We start from the raw sequence: 21,950 nt of genomic DNA on the forward strand, positions 1-21,950 counted from the left end.
CGTTGTCGACGGCCAGTTGCGGGCCGGGGTGGATGTGGTGAGCACGATCCCTGGTGGGGGCACCGTGTTCATGGTAGGCCGGGTTGGCGGGTGTGTGTCGGGCGCTCTGGTCAGGCATGGCCGGCCTGGGGTTCGTCGTCGGTGAGAAGTCCGAGGCCGGGGTAGTACTTCTTGCCGCTGGACTTCATCATGTCGGCGGGTGAGGCGAGGGAGAGTTCCTGGCGTACGCGGGTGGCGAAGGCGCGGGCGGTGGCGGGGCGGATGCCTTCGCCGGCGCTGCACCAGCTGCTGTAGGTGGCATACAGCAGGCCTTGTTCAACGCGGAGGTCGCCCAGGGCACGTTCGGCGACGCGGTCGCCGTTGTCGGTGGTGCAGCATTCGGTGAGGAAGCGGCCGATGTGGTCTTCGGTGGTGGCGTAGGCCTCGGTAGCGCTGCGGACGGTCGCGGGTCCGGCGAGAGGGTCGCGGGTATCGAGGTAAAGCTCGGCGCCTTCGATGAGCCACTGCAGAATGCCGGGGCCTTCGCTCTGGACGAGATCCTTGGCCAGGTTGTCGATCTTGCGGGCGGCGGGGACGACGCGTTCGAAGGGGATCAGGCGGATCCGTCGCCAGAAGGCGTGGCCGCCGGTGCCGACCTCAGGACGGTGGTTGCCGAGCAGCCAGAGTTTGTGGGTGGGGTTGAAGCTGAAGAAGTCCTGGCGCATGCGGCGGGCCATGATGCGGTCGCCACCGGTCAGGAGCTTGACCCGGGATTCGTCGAACTTGTCGTTGGGCTTCAGTTCGGAGCACACGACGATGCGCCGGCCGTGGAGTTCGGTGAGTTCGGTGGAGTGCTCGGAGAACTTGCCCTTCTCCATGAGGAAGCCGGGCGGGGCGGCCTGGGCGTAGTCGCCGAGGATCTGGGTCATGACATCGAGCAGGACGGACTTGCCGTTGGCGCCGGTGCCGTAGAGGAAGGGCAGGACCTGGGCGCCGACGTCGCCGGTGACGGAGTAGCCGAGGAGCAGGTGGAGGAAGTGGATGGTCTCCTCGCCCTTGGCGTCGTCGCCGAAGGTGTCGTGGAGGAAGCGGTGCCAGCGGGGGGTGGGCATCGTCTCGGGGGCGACGCTGGTGGCCCGGGAGTGCATGTCGGCTTCGGGGTCGGGCTTGTGGAGGTGGCCGGTGTGGAGGTCGACGACGCCGCCCGGGGTGCACAGGGCGTAGGGGTCGCCGTCCAGGACGTCGGGGTCCAGAGCGAGTGCCGGGGAGGCTTTGGCCTGGGTGAGCATGGCCTTGATACCGGGGGTCGACATGGAGCGTCGGCGGTGGGAAGCGAGGTCGCGGTCGGTGAACTGGCCGGTCGGGTCGGTGGCGGGCATCTGCTCGGCCAGATCACCCGCCGCCCATACTGCGGCCTTCTCACCTCCGGTGCGCTTCCAGCGGTACTGGTCCCAGTGGTACCAGCCAAGGCCTTCGACGTGGCGGAACTGGTCGCCGAACATCACCGCGAACAACTTGGCGTTGCCGCGGTCGGTGAGCAGTCCCGGAAGCTGGCCCGACTGCGTTGGTGGCTCGTGAACGGCCGCGGTAGCGGTTCTCTGTTGGGCGGGCAGGCTGGGGTGTGCCGCCTGGACTTCGAGATCGAGCATCTGCTGCGCTGCGGCAGTGGCGTCGAAGCGTGGGCTGTCGGCGCTGCTCATGGGCGTCCTTTGAAATGGAGCGGCCGGCTTGCGCCGGCGGACAGGGCAGAGGTGATGACGGCGAGGCTGTGGCGGCTGCGATGGGGACGAGCAGCGTCGGCTGCCGCGGTCAGCAAGTTGCGTGCTTCGCTGTCGGTGAGGTGGCCGGAGGCGATCAGGCCGCCGGCGGTGTAGGCAGCGCGGTTGAGTTTCTCAGTGAAGGCGGTGCCCTCAGTGGCGGCAGCGCAGTCCTTCACCTGGTCGAGCAGCGGTTCCAGGAGCCGGTTGGCGCGCTGACGGGCGGGGCGTGGGGAGCCGGGGCGTGGTGGCGGAACCGGGGCAGGTCCGTTGTTAACCGGGTGGCCTGTGCGCTGGAGTTCGGTGGCAAGCCAGTGGGGCAGGATTGCGGGGAGCCGGGCTGCGCCGACCGGGCTGTATGTGCCCGCGGAGGTGCGGGTAGCGGGGGTCACAATGTAGCCACCAGTGGACCGGACATCGACTTGCCAGGCGAGGGCGACCTTCGGGCTGGAACCCACCGAGGAGCGGTAGCGCGGGCCTTCAGAGGGAGTCCGGTACCAGACGTGCAATCCGCCTGACGGAGTTCGCACGCGCAGGGTGGAGTTGTCGTCTGCTGGGCTTTGCTGGTTGCGGAGCGCGGCCAGCAGGGCGAGGGTGTCGAACCCAGAGGCAAGGCCTGCCAGGTTGACGCTCTCGTGGATCGGGATGCCGGGCAGAAGCCGGTTCCGGTCGGGGACTTCGGCGCTGTGAGCGTCGATGTCGAGGACGACGAGGCCTGCCGGACCACAGGAGACTCCGACTCCGAGTGTGGGGTGTTTGCCCCACCAGGCGTCCAGGAGAGCAAGTTTCGTGGTCGCTGCGTGAAAGCCGTGGCACCACCGGCCTGCTGGATGGCAGGGACAATCCTGAGGGCGGTGGGGCTCGTCCCGGCACGTCGGGCAGTTGGCGGCCGGGGTCTTGCGGCCAGGGGCCAGCGGGTGCACTGGCCAGCCGTTCCCGGCGCACCAGCGGGCAACGTCGTAGGGACTCGCGGTTCCCGTGGAGCGGGGAACGCTGGTCTCACTTTGACGCGGCACGCTGATCGTCCTTGCCGAGGGGCTAATAGCCTGTTCAGTCCCTAAGGTAAAAGACCAGGTCACAGCGTTGCTACTGCCAGGCGAGGGACCGAAGGGACTGAGATTTCCAATGAGGTCAGAGCCTACATCAGCGGTCTGGGCGCGGGTGTAGCCGTTTCCCGACTTGGGTCCCTTCAGTCCCTTCGCCACCTGGGGAGTTGGCATGCCTGCTTCTTGGACAAAGCGGCTGATCAGGCCAGTCAGCCGGGCGTGTCGGGTCCTGGCGTCTGGCGGGGTAGAGAGGGACTGAAGGCTTCAGGCACATTTTGGTCCCCGGTTCAGTCCCTCACGGAAAAGCGCAGGTCACAGGGCATTTGAGGCTCGACCGAGGGACCGAAGGGACTGAAAGTCGCAGTTATGAACTGCTCACGATAGAAGACCTCATGTCTCACGCGTCCGCATGCACGCGCACCCGTGATGATCGGAACTGGGTTTTTCGGTCCCTTCAGTCCCTTGAGTCCCCCGCCCAGACAGAGCAGATGCCTCTGAGCTGCGCTTTTGTCGAGGGACCGAACCAGGGACTCAACGAGACCGATCTCCGCGCAGGGAACTCTGAAGCGTGGAGACTAGAGCCAGGGGAAGAGCATGCCCTGTGCTCACCGCAGTGAACGATGCCGCTGGGGGCGAGGTCGGCGAGATGCTCCTCCTCGGTCCACGGCTGACTCAAAGATGCCCTGGAACGCTGGACCGCCTGGAGTTCTACTCCAGCGACGACCGGCCCTGGACCTGCCTCAGACTGTGTACTGCGTACTGTTCGCACTGCGCTCTCGCAGCGAGTCCGGTGGCCGGATCGAGATGGGCCAGAATCAGATCGCGGCCCTGCTGGGCCTGAGCCGCCCCAGCGTCACGTCCGGCCTCCGTGAACTGATACTCGCTCGCCTGGTCACCAAGCAGCGCAACGGCGTGTACCGGATCAACGCGATGCTCGCCGGCTACGAGTCGACTGCAGCGGCGCAGCGCGCCATCGATGACATGGACGTCGACGACCGACTGGACGACCCGGACTTCGCCGCCCGGTACCACCAGGCCGTCGAGGACTACCGCGAACAGCTCGCCCTCGAACGCCGCAAGAAAGCCGGGTCGTGCAAATGCTGCGCTGCACCACGAACCACCATCCCAGCCACCACCACGACGATCAGCAGCACCATGCAGCAGCCGCAGGTGACCTCTGACAAGTAATCTTGACCGATTGCCAGACGACTTTGACCGCCCGGTTCAGGCCGCTTCGTCTGTTCCTACTCGCCGTCGCTGGTGGTCCGGTTCAGACTCTGGCGCCGGTTCTTCTCGGAGCGACGCACCAGCTCGCTCGCGGCGAGCGTCACGGTCGCCACGCCGCGGACCCAGCGGGGCCCGCCGCGCTCCGCCCACACCACACACGCACACCCGCCGGCGGCGAGCACCAAGACGCCGAGCAGCACCAGGCCGACCATGTTCCCCACCTCTGCGTTCATTCGTACGGTCCCGCTGATCATCTCAGGCCGGGAAGGGGCCCAACGGGATGTCCGACCAAAACGACACCTGGCTCACAGAGGACCATCGGTCAAGATCACTTGTCAGAGGACAGCAGGCCCTGGCCGACGGCTGCTCTCACAGCTATCGCACCTCACAGAGCAGCGCGCCTACCTGGGGAAATGGGCTGCGAGGGGGCGGCGGGCGCACACCTACGATTCCTGTCTCACTGGACGCTGCCGCGCATCTGACCTGCCGCACTGGCGCGCGAAGCGATCTCAGCCGCGACGGTCAGGGGGACGGGAGCGTGCTTCTCAGGAGTGGGGTGTCATTCCTTGCGGGTCGTTCTGCGGGGCGTACGTCTTCATTGTCTTGTCTGTCATGAGTGCTGAGATCCGGAGCCATTCCTGGTGTTCCACTTCGGCGGTGCGGAGCCATTCCTCGGCTCGGTAGCTGTCCAGTGCCTGCCCGGCGATGTCGCGCTGGTATTCCTGTGCGTCCTCAGCGGCGCGAGCGACGTCCTGGAAATACACGTCCTTAAAGCCTTCGGCGATGATTCCAGGCATCTCCTGGTCGCTGGCCCCGGCGTCGCGGGCGTCGAACAGGCGCTGCGCGTACGTCGCGGGGAGGCGGACAGTGAGGCGTCGGAAGCGGCCGTCGTCGGTGGTGCCGACCGACGTGGTGTAACCGAAGCGGGCCCGCGTCTCCACGGTGATCCCGGTGGCGGCGGCCTGCTTCCGCCGACGCTTGCGGACCTGAGGCTGCCAGCGGGACCGGACGGCGCTGTCGATCTTCGCGGCGATGTCCTTGGGCGGGTGCTTGCGCTCGCCCTTGCGGTAGCGCTTCACCGACCGCTGGGTCACGCCCAGCTCGGCAGCCACGGCGCGCGTCGTCTTCAGCTGCTTCATCAAGAAGTTGATGCGGCCCTGGCCAGCCGCCCCCGCTGGGACGCGAGAGATCTCGTCGTACCGGTTCTTGGGCCGTCGTACACAGTGTTTCTGGGAGCCGCACGTGCTCGACACAGCGGAATGAGGCCGCCAAACCCGTCCGGAACGAGATCGGCGGCCGCTGCTCAGGCGTTGAGGTCCAGTACGCGGACCGGCTCGCCCTCCCACCGCTTTGGAGCGATGGTGGCGATGATCGCTCCGTCGGGGCGGTCGAGGGTGGGCTGCGCCGCGTACTGGCTGTGGGCCGCCGCCCAGGTCTCCTGCCGGGCGATGGCCAGCGCGGCGGCCAGGTCCAGGTCCAGGACGGTGATACCCGGCATTGCGGCCAGGTGCTCGGCCGTGCCGGGCCGGGCGCGGCCGGCTTCGACGAGCGCGCACGCCGGGGCGTACAGGAACCAGCCGGATTCGGCGTGGGCTCGGTGGATGAGGCGGGAAGCGAGGACGTTGCCCTGGCCGGTCGCGGCCAGGGCCGTGTCGTCCAGAACGATATGCATGGCGTCGCTCACCGGGCCGTCACCCGGGCCAGGCGCCGGTCCAGCTCACTGTCCAGGTCATCCTGTTCAGCCGGGGTGGGTGAGTAGCCGTTCCACTCCTCCAACGCGGCCCGGGCCTTCTCGGCACGTTCTGCACGCCTGCAAAATCCATCTCGCCGGCGAAGGCGGTTGTCGCCCCATGGCCTTTCCTTCTCACGCCAAAGCAGTGGGGCGACGCGCCGCAGATGATCGACGTCCTCGAACGTATCCTCGTTTCCCGTCCGCACGGCGGTCACCCCCGCACCAGGCCGGACCACCTCGGCGGCGACAAGGCATACAGCTCACGCCGCAACCGCCGCTACTTGCGAAGACGCCAGATCAAGCACACCATCCCTGAGCCGAGGGACCAGCGGGCCAACCGCAAACGGCGCGGAAGCAAGGGCGGTCGCCCCACCGACTTCGACAGCGAGATCTGCAAACGCCGCGACGAGGTCGAACGCACGATCAATCGGCTCAAGAACTCCCGAGCCGTCGCCACGCGCTACGACAAGAGGGCCCACGGCTTCCCTGGCACAGTCACGGCCACGGCGATCCGGCTCTGGCTGCGTACCCGATGCATGCTCAGCGTGCAGGGCCTGCCAGGAGTAGGGCGTTGAGGGTGGCGTAGTCGAGTCCGCCCTCTACGGCGCTCGTCGTGCCTTGGGCCAGTAGCTCACGGGCAGCTCGTGCGGCCAGCCCGTACGCTGCCTCGGCGATCGAGGATCCCGCGCTGATACGGGCGATTCCCGCCCCGGCGAACTCGGACACGGGCAGTGCTCCAGGGCCGGCCAGGACGTTCACTGGCAGGGGCTGAGAGTCCACGAGCGACCTGACCGCCTCGGCGGCCAATGCGCCGAGAACGAAGATGCCGTCCGCGCCAGCTGCCGCGTAGGCGCGGGCGCGAGCCAGCGTCTCGTCCAGCCAGGCCGTGCGGTTGTCGGGCGTCAGGCGGTGCGTGTCGATGCGGGCGTTGATGAACAGCGGGACGCCGGTCTCGTCCGCGGCCCTGCGGGCCGCCGCGATCCGTTCAGCCTGCTCGGCAACGGGACGCAGGGTGTCCTCCAGGTTGATGCCCACAGCTCCGGCTGCCAAGACGCCGCGCACGGTCTCGGCCACACCTGCCGGGTCGGTCGCGTAGCCGCGTTCGATGTCGGCGGTGACCGGCACGTCGACGACGGCCGTGATCCGTGTGATTGCGTCCAGTGCCTGGTCACGCGTCAGACGGTCGCCGTCGCCGTGGCCGAGTGACCAGGCGATCCCGGCGCTGGTGGTCGCGATTGCGGGGGCACCGGCGTGCGCCACCACTCGGGCGGACGCCGCGTCCCATGCATTGGGCAGGACCACCGGCGTTCCCGGTACGTGCAGAGAGCGGAACAGCTGTGCTTTGTCGAGAAGCGTTGCCATGTGCGGCATTGCATCATGAGCGTTCGACGAAAGAGCACCGCTTTTTCTCGTCCTGATCCGCCGGACACCCCCTAAAAAGGTTGTCCCGTAACGGTGGGGCTCAAGTGAGATGATCTCTCATGCCGTCAGTGTGCTCGCGACCACTGACTACGCCCGCGGCGGCAACGCCCATCTTCACCTGCCCCGGGCGGGCGGCGACCACCGGCGGGTGCTGGCGGTGCTGAGATTCCCGGAAGGAAACGGCTGGCCCGGGCGCTCGCCGAAGGCCCGGCCGACGCCGGGGCGGCGAAAAGGTTGGTGTGCGGGGCCGACGGAACCAGGTAACGTCTTTGTCATGTTCTTCCAGACGCCGATTTACGAGTGAGAGCGTGATGGGCCCCTGCTGACGTTTTTCGACGTCGCCGCCCGTCCCACACCGATGAATCCGTAGATCACTTCACATCATTACCGGGAGAACCCGTGACCGTGAGCAAGAACATCAACAACCCCGTGGGCATGGGCGGCGGCCAGCGCAAGAGGCTGTCCCGCGCCGAACGGCAGAACAACGGTCCGCACCGCAACCTCGACCGCCAGGGTGCAGCCGACCAGAAGGCGGAGCTGGTGCGCAAGATGCGCGAGAAGGCAGGCGCAGCTGAGGGCGCCGGGCAGGCGGGCGACGACACCGCACAGAGCTGACGCACCGCCGCCGCAGGGCGGTACCGCACGGGGCAGGGCCCGGACCGCGACGCGCGGTCCGGGCCCTGCTGCCGTACCGGGGGCGCGTCGTCGAGGTGCCGCAAACCCCCTCGGGCGTCCGGATGTACCTGCCGCTGCTGGACGGCAGCGACACGGTGGGCGTGATGGCCCTCACCCTGGACGCCGTCGGCGACGACGACCGGCGGCTGCTGAGTCGGCTCTCCGGCCTGGTCGCCGACATACTGGTCACCAAGGGCGCCTACACCGACCAGTTCTTCCAGGCCCGGCGCCGTGAGCCGATGAGCATGTCCGCGGAGATCCAGTGGAGCCGTGGAGCCTGCTGCCGCCGACGTCGATGTCCGTGCCGCAGGTCGAGGTGGCCGGCATCCTGGAACCCGCCTACCGCGCCGCCGGCGACAGCTTCGACTACGCCCTCAACGACAACATCCTGCACGCGGCCGTGATCGACGCGATGGGCCACGGCCTGGACGCCGCCATGATGGCGACCGTGGCCGGCGCCTACCGTCATGCCCGGCGCGTCTTCATCAGCCCGGCCGAGAAGTACGCGGTCATGGACGATGTCATCTCGCGGCAGTTCGGGCCCGACCACTTCGTCACGGCGCAGCTGATGCAGCTGAACATCGCCACCGGTGAGATGGAACTGGTCAACGCCGGCCACCCCGCGCGCTGCCCCCGGTCTGCTCAGGAGAGGGCGGTCGGTTTGCGGGGCGGCGGGACGGCCCGCAGCAGTTCCCACAGGGGGCGTGAGCCGGACGCCCACACGGCGAGGGTGTGGCGGTCGACAACGTGGAGGCGCTGCTGCTTGGCGAAGGCCACGGCGGGCGCGGTGACCCGGCCGTTCGTCACGATGACCGCGATGTCGGCGCTGTGGACCTGGCGGGCGGTGCCGTTGAGAACCTGAAGTTCCGGTGTGCCGACCGCGGAGCCGGCGAGGCCGTTGCGGCGGTGTTTGCACTGGATCACCCAGCGCCGCCCGTAGGGATCGGTGGCCTTCACGTCGGCGCCCAGATCTCCGCCGCCACCCACCCGGACGGCGTCCCGGCAGCCGTCACGGCGCATCAGGTCCCGTACCGCGTCCTCGAACCGGGAGTGGTGCAGGGCATCCAGTTGGGACAGCCCGTACCGCAGACCCTGCGCGCGGACCGCTTCCCACCGCGCTCTCTGCTGCTTCTGGTAGAGCCAGCCGCCGCCTGCCAGCACCGCGAGCGCGCCGATGACGATCAGGATCCACCAGTGAGCCAGCAGCCAGTTGACGACGGTCACCGCCAGGGCGATGGCCAGGGCCGCAGCCACGAGGAGACCGATCATCCGGTCGTCTGCGCGCTGCCGCCGCTTGCTTGGCCTCCGGGTACGCCGCCGCGCCGACGGGCGCCTGGTCGTCGCCACCCGCCCCCTGCGGGCACGGGGACTCATCGGCCGGCCTGCGTAACACCGCTCGCGAGCTGGCCCAGGAAATCCAGGACCCCCCGTCCCACCGGAGTCGGAGCGATAAGCACACCCAGCGCCAGAACGATGACCACGGTGAACTTCTCGTCCAACCGGCTCCTGGCCTCCGTACGCCGGCGCAGCCGGATGAAGACGATGACCGCGAGCAGCACAGCCACATTGATCGTCAGCAACCGCCGGACCTCCCACCAGAGCACGACCGTCCTCACAAGAGGGCAGCGGACGCCCACCCCAGCCCTCTTGTGTAGCCCGAGCTCAGTGGCGCTGTGGCCGAGTTGCCGGTGAATGGCAGTAAAGCGATCTGTCTGGCCGGATTCCGCAGGTGAACGGCGCGGCCCGTCCCGTCTCCCGCGTCCTCACCGGGCCCACGGCGACGTCGGCCGGGGACACCAGAGCGACGTCGACCGGCTCGGGTACGGGCACGGCGCCGGGTGGCAGGATCCGCAGGGCGCGAACGACGATGCGGCCCGCTGCCTTGTTGGCGGCCGCGATGACCCGGGTCTGCTCCAGGCGGGCCTTCGTCGCCCACGCCGACGACTCCGGTCACACAGTGAGCTGGCCGGAGTCCGGCTCGTACGACACGGTGGCGACGTGCCCGGCCAGGTCGGGGGCGATAGCCGCCCACCGCTCCCGCAGGGAAGCGCCGGCGGCCGGGAGCTCTCAGGCCCGCTCGGTGACCAGCGCGCCGATCGCGGCACCGAGGCCCATCGGCTCGCGCCCGTCGTGCCGCACCGTACGGACCGGGCGCGGCTTCTGCTTCGCCGTACGGCCGCCGCCGTTCTTCCGCGCCGCCTCCATCGCGGACCGCAGCGCGACCCGGGCCAGGTCGACCCCGGACACCTCGCCCCCGCTCATGCCTGCCCCCAGGTGGTGTGCCCGAGAACCAGGTGGTGCGTGCCCGAAAGGCGCTGCACCTGGTCGACCAGCTGATGGCTGAACAACCGCCTCGCGGACGTCTCGCCGTACCGGTCGATGTGGTCGAAGACGACCTGGTGGTCCTGTGGTGCGCCCGGGTCTCGCGCACCGCCTGGCGGGCCTCCTCGAACAGCGGCTGCCCGTAAAGCCCTTGCTCCGGCAAGCCGCAATTCGCGAAGGCGCAAGCCGAACGCGCCCTCGACGCCGGGATCAATCCGCGATGGGCAACCGGCGACGAGGTGACGAGGACACCGAGCAGGTTCGACGTCTGCTGTAGCAGACGTCGAAGGCCCTGCACTTCCAGGGTGAAGTGAGGGGCCTTCGACGTACTGGCTGATGCGGGTGCGGTGCAGGGCCAGCAGACTGACCCAAATGCTGACCCAGCTGGAAAATTGCAGGTCAGCATGTTTTCCAGTTAGAGCATCCCCTACATCGCCCGTCTGGCGGACCGCTGCTGGTCATGAACCACGCCCCTTGTTCTGGCTACATCCGGGCAGGGGCGGCATACGCGCGTTTCGGAGGCACGTTCACACGTCGCGGTGCCGTACGAGGACCACCGCGAGAGCGACCGCGACCAGCGGCCAGAGGGCGTACACGATCCAGGAGCCGGGGAGAGTGGCGGTGTAGCCCAGGGATCCGGGATCCGGCTCCCAAGTTTGGACCAGACGAGTCCAGGCGGCCGACACCATCGTGTGTTTGACGTCCGCCGACCAGCGGTTGCTCTCCGAGAACATGGTGGGCAGCATCAGCAGGGTGAAGACGCTGGTGAGCATGGTCCCGGCGGCATGCCGGAGCAGAACGCCGAGGCCCAGACCGACCAAGGCACACACCGGAGCCAGCAACGCGGATGCCACCAGCGGCCGGAACACGTCGGAGTGGGTGATCGGAACACTGGCATCGTGCCCGTCCAGGATGGCCTGGGAGACCAGGAAGGATCCGATGGAGGCGGCCGTGCCGACCGCGGTCCACAGCACGGCGGTGACGACTGCCTTGGCCAGCACCACCGCACCACGGGCGGGGACGGCCACGGTAGTGGTGCGGATCAGCCCGCTGCTGTACTCGCTCACGACTGTGAGGGCGCCCATGCTGCCGGCGACGAGCATCAGCGTCATGTAACCGGTCGACGGGAAGGCGTCGTAGGCCAGGAAACTACCGGGTTCGGAGCCTGCGGCCTTGTCCGCCAGTGTGGCCACGGCGCCGGACCCGATGACGAACAGGGTGATGAAGGCGAGGGCCCACGGGGTGGAGCGCAGGGACCGCATCTTGATCCACTCGGAGGTGATCAGGTCGCGGAAGCGGGCGGGCGGCTCGGCGAGGGACGCGGCCGAAGTGGTCGCGAGGGCGGAGGCGTGTGTGGTCATCGGGGCTGTCCTGCCTGGTATTCGACGCTGTCGGCGGTGAGTTCCATGAAGGCCTCCTCCAGCGAGGCGGTTCGGGAGGTCAGCTCGTTCAACAGGATCCCGTTCTCGAAGGCGAGCGCGGCGATCCGGTCCGTCGGCAGTCCGGTCACGGCGAGCTTCTCGGCGCCCGCCGATCCCTCCGGCTCGACCGATGCGCCGGCGGCGGTCAGCACCGTCGTCAGCTCGGCTGCCTGCCGCGTGCCCACCACCACTCCGAGGCCGGTGCTGCGGGCCGCGAAGTCCCGTACCGATTCGGCGGCGATGAGCCGGCCCCTGCCGATGACGACGAGCTGGTCGGCGGTGTTCTCCATCTCCGACATGAGGTGGCTGGAGAGGAAGACCGTGCGGCCCTCGGCCGCGAGGCGCTGGAAGAGGCGGCGCATCCAGAGCACGCCCTCCGGGTCCATGCCGTTGACCGGTTCGTCGAACATCAGCACCGGCGGGTCGCCGAGCAGGGCGGTGGCCACTCCGAGGCGCTGCTTCATGCCGAGCGAGAACCCGCCGATGCGGCGGTTCGCCGCGTCGGTCAATCCCACTTCGTACAGGACCTCGTCCACACGGCGCGGGGAGATCCCGTTGCTGCGGGCCAGGGCGGACAGGTGGGCCGTGGCGGTGCGTCCGCCGTGGACCTGGCCCGCGTCGAGGAGGGCGCCGACGTGCCGCAGTCCCCGGGCGTGGCTGCGGAAGGGGACTCCGCTGACGGTGGCGGTGCCCGAGGTGGGGGCTTCCAGGCCGAGGATCATCCGCAGGGTGGTGGACTTGCCGGCTCCGTTGGGGCCGAGGAAGCCGGTGACCTGGCCCGGCCGCACGGTGAAGGACAGCTGGTCGACGGCGGTCTTGCCGTCGTAACGCTTGGTGAGTTCGTTGACTTCGATCACATGGACAACCCTGCCGGGAGGGCCCCGTCCGGTCATGGGGCCGTGGGCGGCAATCACCTGCGGCCGCCTTCGCCCGTGGGCGTACGCCCACGGGCCGATGCCGCAGAGTCGGCGGCTGGATAGCCTCGCGGGATGAACGACATCCCGACCACCCCGTTGCCTGCACGCGTCGCAGGGCATGACCTTTCTCTTGAGTGGGCACACCGCCTCGAGAGGGCACACCGCCGATGACGAGAACGAAGGTCATGGCCTGGGTGGGGGGTGTTCTGTACCTCCTCGCGGTAGGTCTGCTCATAGGAGGCACGCCGCGGGCTTCGGGCACGGTCCACGGCATCGGGGCACTGCTGGCGGCGAGCCTGCTCGTCGGCGTCCTGCGACGCGGGCCGGTCCTGGCCCTGACCATGGCGCTGTTCGGATCCACGGCCGTGGTGGTGGGTCCCCCAAGCTCCGCCGGCGTGGATCTGTCGGCTTCGTACCAGGGCCAGTTCTTGTCGTATCTGGCGGTGGACCTCGTCCTGGGCTACATCGTCGCCACCCGCGCGCGGCGGGCTTCGACCGTCGCCGCGGCCACATCCCTCGTCGTCCAGCTCCTGCTCGTCGGCGGCTTCGCGCACGGCGACAGCCTGACCGTCAACCTCGTGATCACCCTCCTGGCGATGGCCGCGGCCTGCACGGCCGGTCTGCTGAGCCGCGAGCGCCGCGAGCACGCGGTGGCGCTGCGCGCGCAGGAGGTGGCCGAGGCCGTCATCGCCGAACGGCTGCGGATCGCACGGGAGTTGCACGACATGGTCGCGCACAGCATCGGCATCATCGCCATCCAGGCCGGGGTGGGAAGCCGGGTCATCCGGACACAGCCCGCGGAGGCCCACGAGGCGCTGCGAGCCATCGAAGCCACCAGCAGAGAGACCTTGTCGGGCCTGCGGCGCACGCTGGTGGCACTCCGTCAGGCAGACCCGGACGCAGAGGTTTCGGGGCGGGCACCGCTCACGCCTTCGCCCGGTCTGGCGGACCTCGAACGGCTGGCGGCGACGACGGCGGACGCCGGCGTACGCGTCGACGTGCGCCGCGGCGGGGAACAGCGCCCGCTGCCCGCCGACATCGACCTGTCGGCCTACCGTATCGTCCAGGAGGCGCTGACCAATGTGGTCCGCCACGCGGGCACCGGACACTGCCGGGTGACCATCGAGTACGGGGACGGGGAACTATCCGTGGAAATCGTCGACGACGGGCGCGGCGCCACCGAGGACGGCCCGGCCCACGGCTTCGGCATCGTGGGCATGCGCGAGCGGGTCGCTCTGCTGCACGGCCGCCTCAGCGCCGGGCCGCGTCCCGAGGGCGGCTTCCGGGTGGCGGCGCGGCTGCCCCTGCCCGACGCCGCCGTAGTTCCGGTGCAGGCCCGATGACCGGCAGTCCCGTACGCGTCCTGCTCGTCGACGACCAGCCGCTGGTGCGGTCCGGCCTGCGCGTGATCACGGCCGACCACCCCGACCTGGAGGTCGTCGGCGAGGCGTCCACCGGCGCCGAGGCGGTCCAACTGGTCGGGGACCTATGCCCCGACGTCGTGGTGATGGACATCCGGATGCCCGGCATGGACGGGATCGAGGCCACTCGACTGATCACCGCCGGTCCGGCGACCGCCCGCGTCCTCGTCCTGACCACCTTCGACGAGGACGACCACGTCTACGGTGCGCTCCGGGCCGGAGCGAGCGGCTTCATGGTCAAGGACATGGCGCTCGACGACATCCTCGCGGCGATCCGTGTGGTCGCCGCCGGCGACGCGCTGATCGCCCCGGGTGTCACGCGTCGTCTGATCGCGGAGTTCGCCGGGCGCCCCGAAGCCGCCCCGGCACGCTCCCCACGGCTGGTCGAGGGCATCACCGAGCGGGAACGGGAAGTCCTGACCCTGGTCGGGCGCGGCCGGTCGAACGCCGAGATCGCGGAGGACCTCTTCATCACGGTGGCCACCGCCAAGTCGCACGTGTCGCGCCTGCTCACCAAATTGGGCGCCCGGGACCGGGTTCAGCTCGTGATCACCGCCTATGAGACGGGGCTCGTCACGCTGCCCGGCTGAGCGCGTCTGACAGCAACACCGGTTTCCTGGTCCGTTCCTCGCACAGCCCTGCCGCCGCTCACGACGTTGCCCGGGACTCTTCAGCGTCCCGGGCAACGTCGTCTTCGGCACGGCTCCGGCCAGGCCCGGAGCGTCACGCTGGGATGCTTGCTGCCTCCCCCTGCGGAGTGCGCGGGCTGGGCACCGTCGCCCGGATGGACACCGCCGCTCGATCTCGCCCTTGACCGCCACCAGGCTCTCGGGCTCCTCCTGCTTCGCCCGTGGGGAGACGCGAATCCACGGCTCGCCGTGCTTCTTGACGATCGCCACCCCGCCTGTCGTGCCCTCTGCGAGAGCCTGCTCGAAGCGGTCCAGCGAGGTACGGAGCTTGCCTTGCAGGGCGCCGATGAACTCCCCGGCGTCCTGCGGCTGGCCCAGCGCGGCGTAGTGCACGTCCCGGTTGTCCTCGAAGTCCGCTGGCAGGTCGTCCTCCGGGTTACGCCACCGGTTCGCCCCCACCACCCAGATCTCCCGGCGCCGCACCGCATCCCGAAGCGCCACCAGCACGCACAGCTCGTACGGGACGCGCTCGACACGGCCCTTGTCGTCCACCACCGCCGCCCGCCACTGCTCGGGCACCACCCCCGCAAGCGGCACGCTCTCCGCCAGATCGAAGAACGCGCCCTCCTTCAGCGGCTGCTCCAGGTAGCGCTTCAGCAGGTCGATCGCGTCCATCACCGGCCGGTAGGCGGTGTTGTTGCACTTCAGCTCCAGCGCGCCCAGCAGCGGCGAGAGCATCCGGCGCCAGTGCGCCGAATACGACGACCGCAGCACCGTACGGACCCGGGCCTTGTAGCGAGCCTCGTTCGCCGCGGCCTCCGCCGCCAGCGCCTTCAACGTCTTCTCCCCGCCGACCACCGGATAGATCACCCGCCGCACCGTGCCGGACGGCTCCGACAGCGCCGCCTCCGGGACCCGCAGCAGCATGCCCTCCTTGCCCCGGACCTTCCTCAGCTCGGCGTTCAGCTCCTTGTCGACCCTCTGCTCCGCCCGGGTATTGATGGACTGCCGCCGCCGGCCCGCCGCGGTGTTGCGTGCGGTGGCCGTCAAAACGGTGCCAGTAGTCGATCCTGAGGTGTGGGTGATCGACGACGTGTCGTTCCCCAAGGACGGGAAGATGTCGGTGGGGGTGGCCCGGCAGTGGTGCGGGGCGCTGGGCAAGCAGTCCAACTGCCAGGTAGCGGTGAGTCTGCATGCCGCGTCCGACACCGCCTCCGTGCCGATCTCGTGGCGGCTTTTCGTGCCGCAGCAGTGGCAGGACGACACCGCCCGTCGGTCCAGGGCCGGCATCCCTGAGGAAGTGGGGCACCGGGAGAAGTGGCGGCTGGCCCTGGACCTGATCGACGAGGCGGTCTCCTGGGGCCTTGCGCCGCAGGTGATTGTCGCGGATGCCGGGTACGGCCAGAACAACGCATTCCGGCAGGCCCTGACCGACCGCGGCCTGGACTTCGTCGTCGCGGTGCGGGCGGATGAATCCGCCCACCCGTACGACGCTGTGCCCACCGCGCCGGCCTGGAGCGGGAACGGACGCAAGCCCGCCGCCCGCTACCGCACCAAGGCGCTCTCGCTGAAAGGCCTGGCTGCCGAATCCGGTCGCAAGGCCTATCGGCAGGCGACCTGGCGCAAAGGTTCCCAAGGTCCGATGCGCTCGAGATTCCGGGTGCAGAGTGTGCGTCCGGCCGGTGTCGCAGCCCGCACCCATGCGATGGCCCAGGCGGGAGGCTCTTCCGCGTGGGACGGGGTTCTGCCCGCCCTGGCCCTGCTCAGCGAATGGCCCACTGGTCAGAAGACGCTCACCGACTACTGGCTGACCAACCTGCCCGCCGACACCCCGCTGCGATACCTGGTCCGGCTGGCAGATGCGCTGGCGGATCGAGCACGACTACCGCGAGATGAAACACGGCCTGGGCCTGGACCACTTCGAAGGCCGCACCTGGCGTGGCTGGCACCACCACGCCGCCCTGGTCACCGCAGCTCACGCCTTTCTCACCCTCCGCCGCCTCGACCCAAAAGCCCAAGCGCCGGCCTGACCTTCTACCAGGTCCTCGACACGCTCCAGGACCACATACGTGCATGGACCGGCACATGCCCCACCTGCCACCGCGACATACAGCGGCCGGCCGCTCCGTCAGCTCAGCCGCGACTGTCAGAGGTGCGCAGTACTGTCCCGACATGGCAACCAGGATCAGTCTGACCCTCGACTGCAAGGACGCGAAGCTCCTCGGCGGCTTCTGGAAAGCGGCGCTGGGCTATGTCGATGAGCCGCCACCCGCTCCCTTCAAGACCCGCGAAGAGTGGCACGCGAGTTTCAACCTGCCGGCGGACGACTCAGTGGACGACGTGGCATGGCTCTGCGATCCCGACGGCATCGGGCCCCGGCTCTCCATCCTCAAGGTCCCCGAGCCGAAGACGGCGAAGAACCGACTCCATATCGACGTCCGGGTGCCAGGACACGGCAGCCCCGAGGAGCGGTGGGCACGGATCAGGGCGAAGTCCGAGCTGCTGGTGAAGGCGGGCGGTATCACTCTGGAGGAGTTCAACGGGCACCACATCATGATGGCCGACCCGGAAGGCAATGAGTTCTGCGTCGCCGCTGCCCGGCCTGAGGGCTGACAGGGTGCGAGGCTGCTCCCTGCGGAGCGCCGCGTTCACCGCAACCGTCTCTCGGCCCCCAATGAGTTCCCGCAAGCGGCTTATGGGCGGAACCATGGTCGGGATCTTCGGAAGTGGTTCCAACAAGAACGGCGATTGACCACTTGGTTCCAAGGAGCCTGACAAGTCAGGCCAGGCCGGGCACGCCTCCCAGGACGCCGACCGTCTCACCGCCACGCTGGAGGGGCGGGAGACCACCGTCGTCCCCGGGCTCACGGTCACCGCGCGGCCTGCGCCGTTCGACGTCAGCGACCACCAGCTGTTCAGGGACCCGTACGAGGCCGATGCCGTCGAGCTCCTGGCCGCCGCCGTGCAACCGCAGCCAGCCACTCCAACCTGCATGAACGCCACCACCCGGCTGTCCGCGTCAAGGTCGTTGGCGCAGGCGGTGATCGCCGCGGACCCGCCTGGGACCATTCCAAGGACGGCGTCGCTATGGCTCATCCGGGTCAGGCGCGGGAGTATCAGGGAAGCGCCGGGCAACGTGAGCTTGGAGACGATGCTCACCAAGATCGACAAGCTCCTGGCGGTGCGGGCGATCGGCCTGCCATGGGATCTGTTCAGCGACGTCGCGCCGAAGGTCCCGGCGGCCGGTGCGATGCTGCACGTCCGCAGACTGGCCGCCGGGGAACGCACGGCGGTCCCGGACGCGGCGCGGATCACGGGGGAGGCAGGCCTGGAGCTGGTCGCGGCAGAGACGGCCGGGACGGCCGAGGTGCTGATCTGGGAGCTGTCGGGTTGAACGGGGCGGCACGTCCGCCGTCGTTTGAGGGCCGTCTCGCCCGCCCGGGGACCGCGAACGGCTGGTCCGAAATCCCCAACTATTGGCAGCCCACTTGGCGGTGCACGCCCCAAGCGGGTTTGCGCCGTGACGGGGGCAATATGACAGCAGGATTGAGGTATCAGCGAGTAGCTGAAGTTCGCGAGAACGCCAACGGGAGTGCGAGCGCGAACAGGGCAACCGCCACCAGCCACGCTGTCATGCTGTTCGAAGGGTAGAGGGCAACGGCCCACCAGGCGTGAGCTTTGTGGCCATCGGGGTTGTAGACGCGGCCGAGAATGAGGTTGATGACGAGAAACATCATCCCTGCTCCCGCCGCCGTAGCTTCATTGGCGAGGCGGCGTGTGAGGAGCCCGAGGGCGAGAAGGAGAGTGACGTTGCGGGCGATGTCCATCCCCACCACCAATCCGGCCGCGTGTGCGAGGGCCGCAGTAAGAATGATGGCACCTTGATCAAACCGCTGGACGGGTTGGACCGCTGTGGTCTCAACGTCATGTAGATGCCGGTCCAGGCAATACATGACGGCGATGACGATCAGGACGGGGGTGAAGTAGGCGAGCTGGGCACTGCCCGTGGCCCCAAACAGGCTTGGGACAGGGACCTCGCTCGCCCCCACCGTCCAGCACACCGCGACGAGCAGGGCGAGCGCCGCAGGGGCGCTCCACCAGCGGCGCACAGTGATCGCATAGCGGTTCATGAGACGGCCCCGTTGCAGTGCTTCTGGCTCGCAGCCGCCTTGGTGAACCAGTCGGCCTGCTCGGCAGCGGGAAGCCGGCGAATCTTCTGGAGTGCCGACCATTCCGTAGGGGGCAGCGCCGCCCGTACACCCTCTTCGTCCACTCCAACCACCAGAGCAGCCCAGGCGGCGGCGGGAGAACCTGGCTGTCGGCAGTCATCCACACCAGCGAGCGCCGCTGTTCCGGTTACTGCGGATTCCGCTAGATTTGCGGCGTACTCGGCAGGGTCCTGACTGCCCCCGCGCGGGGGCAGCGACCAGTACAACGGCCACGTGCCCGCCTTGAGCGGAACCTTCGCCGAGGCGACGCGCAGCTCTTTCGGGACAGCTATTCCGGCACCCTTCAAGCGTGCGATCGGAGCCAGGGCGTCTCGCTGCAACTGTTCGGCGTAAGGCTCGTACTCCGGTGGTACACACACCCTCGGTGCTTGCCCGGTACAAGCCATGGCAACGGTGCGTGGGCTGGACGGGTTCTGGTAGCCCCAGTCCATCACCAAAGCCCGGCTGGCGACGAAGGTGACTGCCGCCACAGCAAAGGCAATGGCCACCGCCCAGGCACGTCGGCGCATCCGGGCCAAAACCCAGAAGGCGAGTGCCAAACCAGCAACAACACCCCATGGCACGAAATAGACAGCCGGGGTGACCACATCGGTGACGGTCGACAGCCCGTCGATGAAGCCACCCAGGTGACGCATCCAGGAGTTGGACATCGCGTGCGGCATGGACAGCCACGCCCAGCAGCCGATACCAGCAGCGGGTGCCGCAATACTCCTGGGCATCAAGAGCCCGAGGCACCAGCCGATGGCCAACCAGCCGAGGGGCAGCACGATCAGGTGCGCCACAGCGAGCCACCCGGCCCCACCGGGCAACACGCCCGCCGCATGGTGGGCCACGACGAGTGCCCCGATGACGAGTACGAGCAGAAGGATCAAGACCGGTGTGACAGCCCGCAAGAGTTGCCGTGCCGCGCTGCGTTGGCCGGTGGCACTCAAAGCACCGAGCAGACGATGACGACCAGCCTCCCACGCGGCAGCTGCGGCCACCGTCGGCGCGATGGCCGCGACGGCGTGGGCGGCTAGTTCACCGGACTCAACCCCATACCTCGACGGTGCGGTGAAGGCGGCGTCGTCGACGTACAGGCCTGCGTATATCGAGAGGGGAAGCACCAGCCAGGGCGTGGCCGAGGCACGGAGATTTGCCCAGGTAATCATTCGGCAGCCTCCAGGAGTGACGCGTAGGCGCTCTCCAGGCGTCGGCCAGGCGCACAGTCCGGTGCGGCACGGTCAGCGAACTCCTTGACCGTTCCCCTGAACCTCGATCTCCCCGATTCAAGGACCACGACCTCGTCGAAAGCCTCGTCGAGGTCGCCGATGTCGTGAGTGGAGACGATCACATGGACCTTGCCGCGCAGCGAAACCAGCAAGTCGAGGAGCCGGCGCCGCTGATGCGGGTCGAGTCCGACGGTGGGCTCGTCGAGAAGCAGCAGTTCGGCATCGTGAACGAGTGCCTGTGCGATAGCGACTCGCTGCTGCTGACCGCCGGACAATGTCTTGATCTTGCTGTCGATCTTTTCTGTGAGGCCGACTCGTTCGATTGCGCCCAGCGCGGCGTGCCAGGCGTCGCGTTCCCGCATGCCCTTGAGCCAGCCCACGTAAGCCACATGCTCTCTGCACGTCAGCCCGGGAAGGAACCCTGGACGCTGCGGTAGCCAGGAGACCTTGTTTCGGTATTCCCGCGTTTGTTTGCGGTTGGCCGGATCGAGCTCCCCGTACTGGACGCGTCCCGAATGCGAGAACAAGGCGCTGGCGCCAAGGGAGAGCAGGGTGCTCTTGCCCGCACCGTTGGGGCCGAGAAGTACGGTGTGGCCGGGCGAGAACGCCAGGTCCAGGCGGTCGAGGATCGGACGTGACCTGCTGCCGTATCGGAAGGTGCAGGACTGGTAATGCAGGGGCATGGGGTCCCTCGGGGCAGAAAGAGGAGCCCTCCTTCGGGGCTGCACTTGCGCAGTGTGGTGTAGCCCTGAAGGAGAGGAGGCGCTTAGTACGTTACGGTCAGTGACTTGACCCAGACATGCACGCCCACCAGGGCGTCGTTGACATTGTCGAACTGGCCGTCGGGAAACGGGAGGCGTCGCATGTCGGCGGCGGCCGTGCGCAGGCTCAGGCTCCGGCGGGCGGCCTCACGGGCAGCGCGGGCGGCGGCGCGGGGGCTGAGGTCGGTCCCGGTGACGCGGTGTCCGTGCAGCGCCAGGCCGATGGCCTGCGTGCCGATGCCGCAGGAACAGTCGAGCACCGCCGCACGGTCCTGGCCGATCAGGGCGTCCAGGGCGTCCCCCTGCCTACGGACGCTCACGTCCCAGTCTGGGTAGATCAGGTGGTAGTCGTCGGCCAGTTCGTCGTAGAAGCACGCCACCGATGTCTTGGACATGGACCGAAACTACCGTGCCTGATTCCCCGGAGGCCCTGGTCGTCCCGTGATCGGCGCGAACCCCCTCACTGACGACGGTGCCGTCATTTCCCGTGAACATCTGCGAGTGCGCTGACCGCCAACTGCTGTCGAAACTCGACGACAAACGCTGCTGCTGGACGTGAACGAAGCCACCGCCCGCCTGCGGCGTGGACCGCTTCGGTCAGGAAGCGGTCCAGGATCCCGAGCTGGCGCAGGGCCTCCGGGGTCGCGAGCGCGACCACCTCGATCCGGTGGCCGGACCGGCGATATGCCGCCGACGACGCGCGGGTTTCGTCGGGATCGGCGAGGGCGGATTCGACGACCGCGTCGAACCGGCGGACCCGGATGTGTTCTTCGACCTCGGCCTGCCAGCGGCTCGTGTCCGGCCGGACCTTCGCCCCGGCGGTGCGGACATCGGCGGCCAGGAGCGCGTCGTAGTGCCGGTGGGTGGCCTTGTAGAGGTCGCGGGCGACGCGCACGGCGCCGCCCCGGCGGTTCAGGACGCCCTGGACCAGGTCTGCGATATGGGTCTTCCCCGCGCCGGGCTGGCCGCCAACGATGACGACGACCGGGTGGCTCTGGCGCGCGGCGCCCTGCGTGAACGCCGGGAGGATCACCTGCTGCAGCGCCTGACGGCTCTCTCGCTCGGACATAGCGCCCGCGACGCTGCGCTCTTCCATCGGTTCCCCCGGACGGCTCTAGCTGTTGACAGATCAAGGTCAACATAACGCCCGTACGCAAAAAGAACGTCATTCGTACGGTGTGCGTACGCTAGTTGTACGGTT

Annotated in this window: 22 protein-coding genes and 6 pseudogenes; 10 read left to right on the plus strand and 18 right to left on the minus strand. The window is 68.6% G+C overall.

Going from position 1 to position 21,950, the window contains the following annotated elements; translation table 11 throughout:
- Positions 1 to 110 precede the first annotated feature (110 nt).
- Both OG609_RS45680 and OG609_RS45685 read right to left on the minus strand, forming a co-directional pair.
- Positions 111 to 1,679, minus strand: coding sequence for a DNA primase family protein (locus OG609_RS45680; protein ID WP_327278635.1), 1,569 nt, complete (start codon positions 1,677 to 1,679; stop codon positions 111 to 113).
- The gene (locus tag OG609_RS45685) at positions 1,676 to 2,752 is read right to left on the minus strand and encodes a bifunctional DNA primase/polymerase (protein ID WP_327278636.1); all 1,077 of its coding nucleotides are present in this window, start codon (positions 2,750 to 2,752) and stop codon (positions 1,676 to 1,678) included. Before OG609_RS45685 ends, OG609_RS45680 begins: the two co-directional genes overlap by 4 nt.
- Before the next feature lie 834 nt (positions 2,753 to 3,586).
- Between OG609_RS45685 and OG609_RS45690 the strand changes: the two genes are divergently transcribed.
- On the plus strand, positions 3,587 to 3,970 hold the full coding sequence (locus OG609_RS45690; RefSeq protein ID WP_327278637.1) for a MarR family transcriptional regulator: 384 nt from the start codon (positions 3,587 to 3,589) through the stop codon (positions 3,968 to 3,970).
- Positions 3,971 to 4,026: 56 nt separating this feature from the next.
- On the opposite strand, the gene OG609_RS45695 is transcribed toward OG609_RS45690, so the two are convergent.
- The 3 genes and pseudogenes from OG609_RS45695 to OG609_RS45705 all read right to left on the minus strand — a co-directional run bounded on the left by OG609_RS45695 (position 4,027) and on the right by OG609_RS45705 (position 5,681).
- Positions 4,027 to 4,242 carry a hypothetical protein gene (locus OG609_RS45695; RefSeq protein ID WP_327278638.1) on the minus strand — a complete coding sequence of 72 codons (216 nt, stop codon included), beginning with the start codon at positions 4,240 to 4,242 and terminating at the stop codon, positions 4,027 to 4,029.
- 498 nt (positions 4,243 to 4,740) lie between these two features.
- Positions 4,741 to 5,199: pseudogene (tpg, locus tag OG609_RS45700) on the minus strand (telomere-protecting terminal protein Tpg); the annotation flags it as partial.
- A 113-nt stretch (positions 5,200 to 5,312) separates the two neighbouring features.
- Positions 5,313 to 5,681 (minus strand): hypothetical protein, encoded by a 369-nt coding sequence (locus OG609_RS45705; protein WP_327278639.1) that lies wholly within the window; start codon positions 5,679 to 5,681, stop codon positions 5,313 to 5,315.
- A 136-nt stretch (positions 5,682 to 5,817) separates the two neighbouring features.
- On the opposite strand from OG609_RS45705, the pseudogene OG609_RS45710 reads away from it, so the two are divergent.
- Positions 5,818 to 6,316: pseudogene (locus OG609_RS45710) on the plus strand (transposase); the annotation flags it as partial.
- Here the strand turns inward: OG609_RS45710 and OG609_RS45715 are convergent.
- Entirely contained in the window at positions 6,282 to 7,103 is an 822-nt protein-coding gene (locus OG609_RS45715) for an isocitrate lyase/PEP mutase family protein (protein ID WP_327278640.1), read from the minus strand. The pseudogene OG609_RS45710 and the gene OG609_RS45715 sit on opposite strands and share 35 nt — an antisense overlap.
- A 459-nt stretch (positions 7,104 to 7,562) precedes the next feature.
- Between OG609_RS45715 and OG609_RS45720 the strand changes: the two genes are divergently transcribed.
- The gene (locus tag OG609_RS45720) at positions 7,563 to 7,778 is read left to right on the plus strand and encodes a DUF6243 family protein (RefSeq protein WP_030988248.1); all 216 of its coding nucleotides are present in this window, start codon (positions 7,563 to 7,565) and stop codon (positions 7,776 to 7,778) included.
- Between the two features lie 80 nt (positions 7,779 to 7,858).
- Positions 7,859 to 8,463 (plus strand): annotated as a pseudogene (locus tag OG609_RS45725) (PP2C family protein-serine/threonine phosphatase); the annotation flags it as partial.
- Between the two features lie 17 nt (positions 8,464 to 8,480).
- Here OG609_RS45725 and OG609_RS45730 read toward each other — a convergent pair.
- The 3 genes from OG609_RS45730 to OG609_RS45740 all read right to left on the minus strand — a co-directional run bounded on the left by OG609_RS45730 (position 8,481) and on the right by OG609_RS45740 (position 10,100).
- The gene (locus tag OG609_RS45730; protein WP_382909777.1) at positions 8,481 to 9,212 is read right to left on the minus strand and encodes a restriction endonuclease; all 732 of its coding nucleotides are present in this window, start codon (positions 9,210 to 9,212) and stop codon (positions 8,481 to 8,483) included.
- Positions 9,209 to 9,418, minus strand: a complete 210-nt coding sequence (locus OG609_RS45735) for a hypothetical protein (RefSeq protein WP_327278665.1) — start codon at positions 9,416 to 9,418, stop codon at positions 9,209 to 9,211. Before OG609_RS45735 ends, OG609_RS45730 begins: the two co-directional genes overlap by 4 nt.
- Before the next feature lie 487 nt (positions 9,419 to 9,905).
- Complete coding sequence (locus tag OG609_RS45740; protein WP_327278641.1) at positions 9,906 to 10,100, minus strand: hypothetical protein; 195 nt, start codon at positions 10,098 to 10,100, stop codon at positions 9,906 to 9,908.
- A gap of 17 nt (positions 10,101 to 10,117) precedes the next feature.
- Between OG609_RS45740 and OG609_RS45745 the strand changes: the two genes are divergently transcribed.
- Positions 10,118 to 10,306, plus strand: coding sequence for a hypothetical protein (locus tag OG609_RS45745; RefSeq protein ID WP_327278642.1), 189 nt, complete (start codon positions 10,118 to 10,120; stop codon positions 10,304 to 10,306).
- Positions 10,307 to 10,687: 381 nt separating this feature from the next.
- Here OG609_RS45745 and OG609_RS45750 read toward each other — a convergent pair whose 3' ends face one another.
- Together OG609_RS45750 and OG609_RS45755 are read right to left on the minus strand one after the other, a co-directional pair.
- Positions 10,688 to 11,521, minus strand: coding sequence for an ABC transporter permease (locus OG609_RS45750; RefSeq protein ID WP_327278643.1), 834 nt, complete (start codon positions 11,519 to 11,521; stop codon positions 10,688 to 10,690).
- Positions 11,518 to 12,438, minus strand: a complete 921-nt coding sequence (locus OG609_RS45755; protein WP_327278644.1) for an ABC transporter ATP-binding protein — start codon at positions 12,436 to 12,438, stop codon at positions 11,518 to 11,520. Before OG609_RS45755 ends, OG609_RS45750 begins: the two co-directional genes overlap by 4 nt.
- 227 nt (positions 12,439 to 12,665) lie before the next feature.
- On the opposite strand from OG609_RS45755, the gene OG609_RS45760 reads away from it, so the two are divergent.
- From OG609_RS45760 to OG609_RS45775, 4 genes and pseudogenes are all read left to right on the plus strand, one after another.
- The gene (locus tag OG609_RS45760; protein ID WP_327278645.1) at positions 12,666 to 13,841 is read left to right on the plus strand and encodes a sensor histidine kinase; all 1,176 of its coding nucleotides are present in this window, start codon (positions 12,666 to 12,668) and stop codon (positions 13,839 to 13,841) included.
- The gene (locus tag OG609_RS45765) at positions 13,838 to 14,509 is read left to right on the plus strand and encodes a response regulator transcription factor (protein ID WP_327278646.1); all 672 of its coding nucleotides are present in this window, start codon (positions 13,838 to 13,840) and stop codon (positions 14,507 to 14,509) included. The genes OG609_RS45760 and OG609_RS45765 overlap by 4 nt, the downstream gene beginning before the upstream one ends.
- A gap of 1,057 nt (positions 14,510 to 15,566) precedes the next feature.
- Positions 15,567 to 16,578: pseudogene (locus OG609_RS45770) on the plus strand (IS701 family transposase); the annotation flags it as partial.
- Between the two features lie 142 nt (positions 16,579 to 16,720).
- Positions 16,721 to 17,161, plus strand: a complete 441-nt coding sequence (locus OG609_RS45775; RefSeq protein WP_327278647.1) for a VOC family protein — start codon at positions 16,721 to 16,723, stop codon at positions 17,159 to 17,161.
- 166 nt (positions 17,162 to 17,327) lie between these two features.
- Here the strand turns inward: OG609_RS45775 and OG609_RS45780 are convergent, their stop codons facing one another.
- Both OG609_RS45780 and OG609_RS45785 read right to left on the minus strand, forming a co-directional pair.
- Positions 17,328 to 17,516 (minus strand): hypothetical protein, encoded by a 189-nt coding sequence (locus OG609_RS45780; protein WP_327278648.1) that lies wholly within the window; start codon positions 17,514 to 17,516, stop codon positions 17,328 to 17,330.
- Positions 17,517 to 17,593: 77 nt separating this feature from the next.
- Positions 17,594 to 17,836: pseudogene (locus OG609_RS45785) on the minus strand (hypothetical protein); the annotation flags it as partial.
- On the opposite strand from OG609_RS45785, the pseudogene OG609_RS45790 reads away from it, so the two are divergent.
- A pseudogene (locus OG609_RS45790) lies at positions 17,781 to 17,942 on the plus strand (pirin family protein); the annotation flags it as partial. The pseudogenes OG609_RS45785 and OG609_RS45790 overlap by 56 nt on opposite strands.
- 160 nt (positions 17,943 to 18,102) lie before the next feature.
- On the opposite strand, the gene OG609_RS45795 reads toward OG609_RS45790, so the two are convergent.
- The 5 genes from OG609_RS45795 to OG609_RS45815 form a co-directional block, all read right to left on the minus strand.
- Entirely contained in the window at positions 18,103 to 18,678 is a 576-nt protein-coding gene (locus tag OG609_RS45795; protein ID WP_327278649.1) for a hypothetical protein, read from the minus strand.
- A complete protein-coding gene (locus OG609_RS45800) occupies positions 18,675 to 19,928 on the minus strand; it encodes a DUF7224 domain-containing protein (protein WP_327278650.1) in 1,254 nt (417 codons plus the stop codon). The genes OG609_RS45795 and OG609_RS45800 overlap by 4 nt, the downstream gene beginning before the upstream one ends.
- Positions 19,925 to 20,671, minus strand: coding sequence for an ABC transporter ATP-binding protein (locus OG609_RS45805; RefSeq protein ID WP_327278651.1), 747 nt, complete (start codon positions 20,669 to 20,671; stop codon positions 19,925 to 19,927). Before OG609_RS45805 ends, OG609_RS45800 begins: the two co-directional genes overlap by 4 nt.
- 83 nt (positions 20,672 to 20,754) lie before the next feature.
- On the minus strand, positions 20,755 to 21,144 hold the full coding sequence (locus tag OG609_RS45810; RefSeq protein WP_327278652.1) for a class I SAM-dependent methyltransferase: 390 nt from the start codon (positions 21,142 to 21,144) through the stop codon (positions 20,755 to 20,757).
- Positions 21,145 to 21,227: 83 nt separating this feature from the next.
- Positions 21,228 to 21,845: a zeta toxin family protein gene (locus OG609_RS45815; protein ID WP_327278653.1), complete on the minus strand. Its 618-nt coding sequence runs from the start codon at positions 21,843 to 21,845 to the stop codon at positions 21,228 to 21,230.
- Positions 21,846 to 21,950: the final 105 nt, after the last annotated feature.

This window comes from Streptomyces sp. NBC_01224 (genome assembly GCF_036002945.1).
Lineage (GTDB): Bacteria > Actinomycetota > Actinomycetes > Streptomycetales > Streptomycetaceae > Streptomyces.

Excerpts from the sequence above, each read along its gene's own strand:
- OG609_RS45765 (WP_327278646.1), top strand. The coding sequence starts at position 13,838 with ATGACCGGCAGTCCCGTACGCGTCCTGCTCGTCGACGACCAGCCGCTG.
- OG609_RS45810 (WP_327278652.1), bottom strand. The coding sequence starts at position 21,144 with ATGTCCAAGACATCGGTGGCGTGCTTCTACGACGAACTGGCCGACGAC.
- OG609_RS45680 (WP_327278635.1), bottom strand. The coding sequence starts at position 1,679 with ATGAGCAGCGCCGACAGCCCACGCTTCGACGCCACTGCCGCAGCGCAG.
- OG609_RS45805 (WP_327278651.1), bottom strand. The coding sequence starts at position 20,671 with ATGCCCCTGCATTACCAGTCCTGCACCTTCCGATACGGCAGCAGGTCA.
- OG609_RS45705 (WP_327278639.1), bottom strand. The coding sequence starts at position 5,681 with ATGCATATCGTTCTGGACGACACGGCCCTGGCCGCGACCGGCCAGGGC.
- OG609_RS45795 (WP_327278649.1), bottom strand. The coding sequence starts at position 18,678 with ATGAACCGCTATGCGATCACTGTGCGCCGCTGGTGGAGCGCCCCTGCG.
- OG609_RS45690 (WP_327278637.1), top strand. The coding sequence starts at position 3,587 with ATGGGCCAGAATCAGATCGCGGCCCTGCTGGGCCTGAGCCGCCCCAGC.
- OG609_RS45750 (WP_327278643.1), bottom strand. The coding sequence starts at position 11,521 with ATGACCACACACGCCTCCGCCCTCGCGACCACTTCGGCCGCGTCCCTC.
- OG609_RS45800 (WP_327278650.1), bottom strand. The coding sequence starts at position 19,928 with ATGATTACCTGGGCAAATCTCCGTGCCTCGGCCACGCCCTGGCTGGTG.
- OG609_RS45715 (WP_327278640.1), bottom strand. The coding sequence starts at position 7,103 with ATGGCAACGCTTCTCGACAAAGCACAGCTGTTCCGCTCTCTGCACGTA.
- OG609_RS45730 (WP_382909777.1), bottom strand. The coding sequence starts at position 9,212 with ATGAGTCCCCGTGCCCGCAGGGGGCGGGTGGCGACGACCAGGCGCCCG.
- OG609_RS45695 (WP_327278638.1), bottom strand. The coding sequence starts at position 4,242 with ATGAACGCAGAGGTGGGGAACATGGTCGGCCTGGTGCTGCTCGGCGTC.
- OG609_RS45740 (WP_327278641.1), bottom strand. The coding sequence starts at position 10,100 with ATGAGCGGGGGCGAGGTGTCCGGGGTCGACCTGGCCCGGGTCGCGCTG.
- OG609_RS45760 (WP_327278645.1), top strand. The coding sequence starts at position 12,666 with ATGACGAGAACGAAGGTCATGGCCTGGGTGGGGGGTGTTCTGTACCTC.
- OG609_RS45775 (WP_327278647.1), top strand. The coding sequence starts at position 16,721 with ATGGCAACCAGGATCAGTCTGACCCTCGACTGCAAGGACGCGAAGCTC.
- OG609_RS45815 (WP_327278653.1), bottom strand. The coding sequence starts at position 21,845 with ATGGAAGAGCGCAGCGTCGCGGGCGCTATGTCCGAGCGAGAGAGCCGT.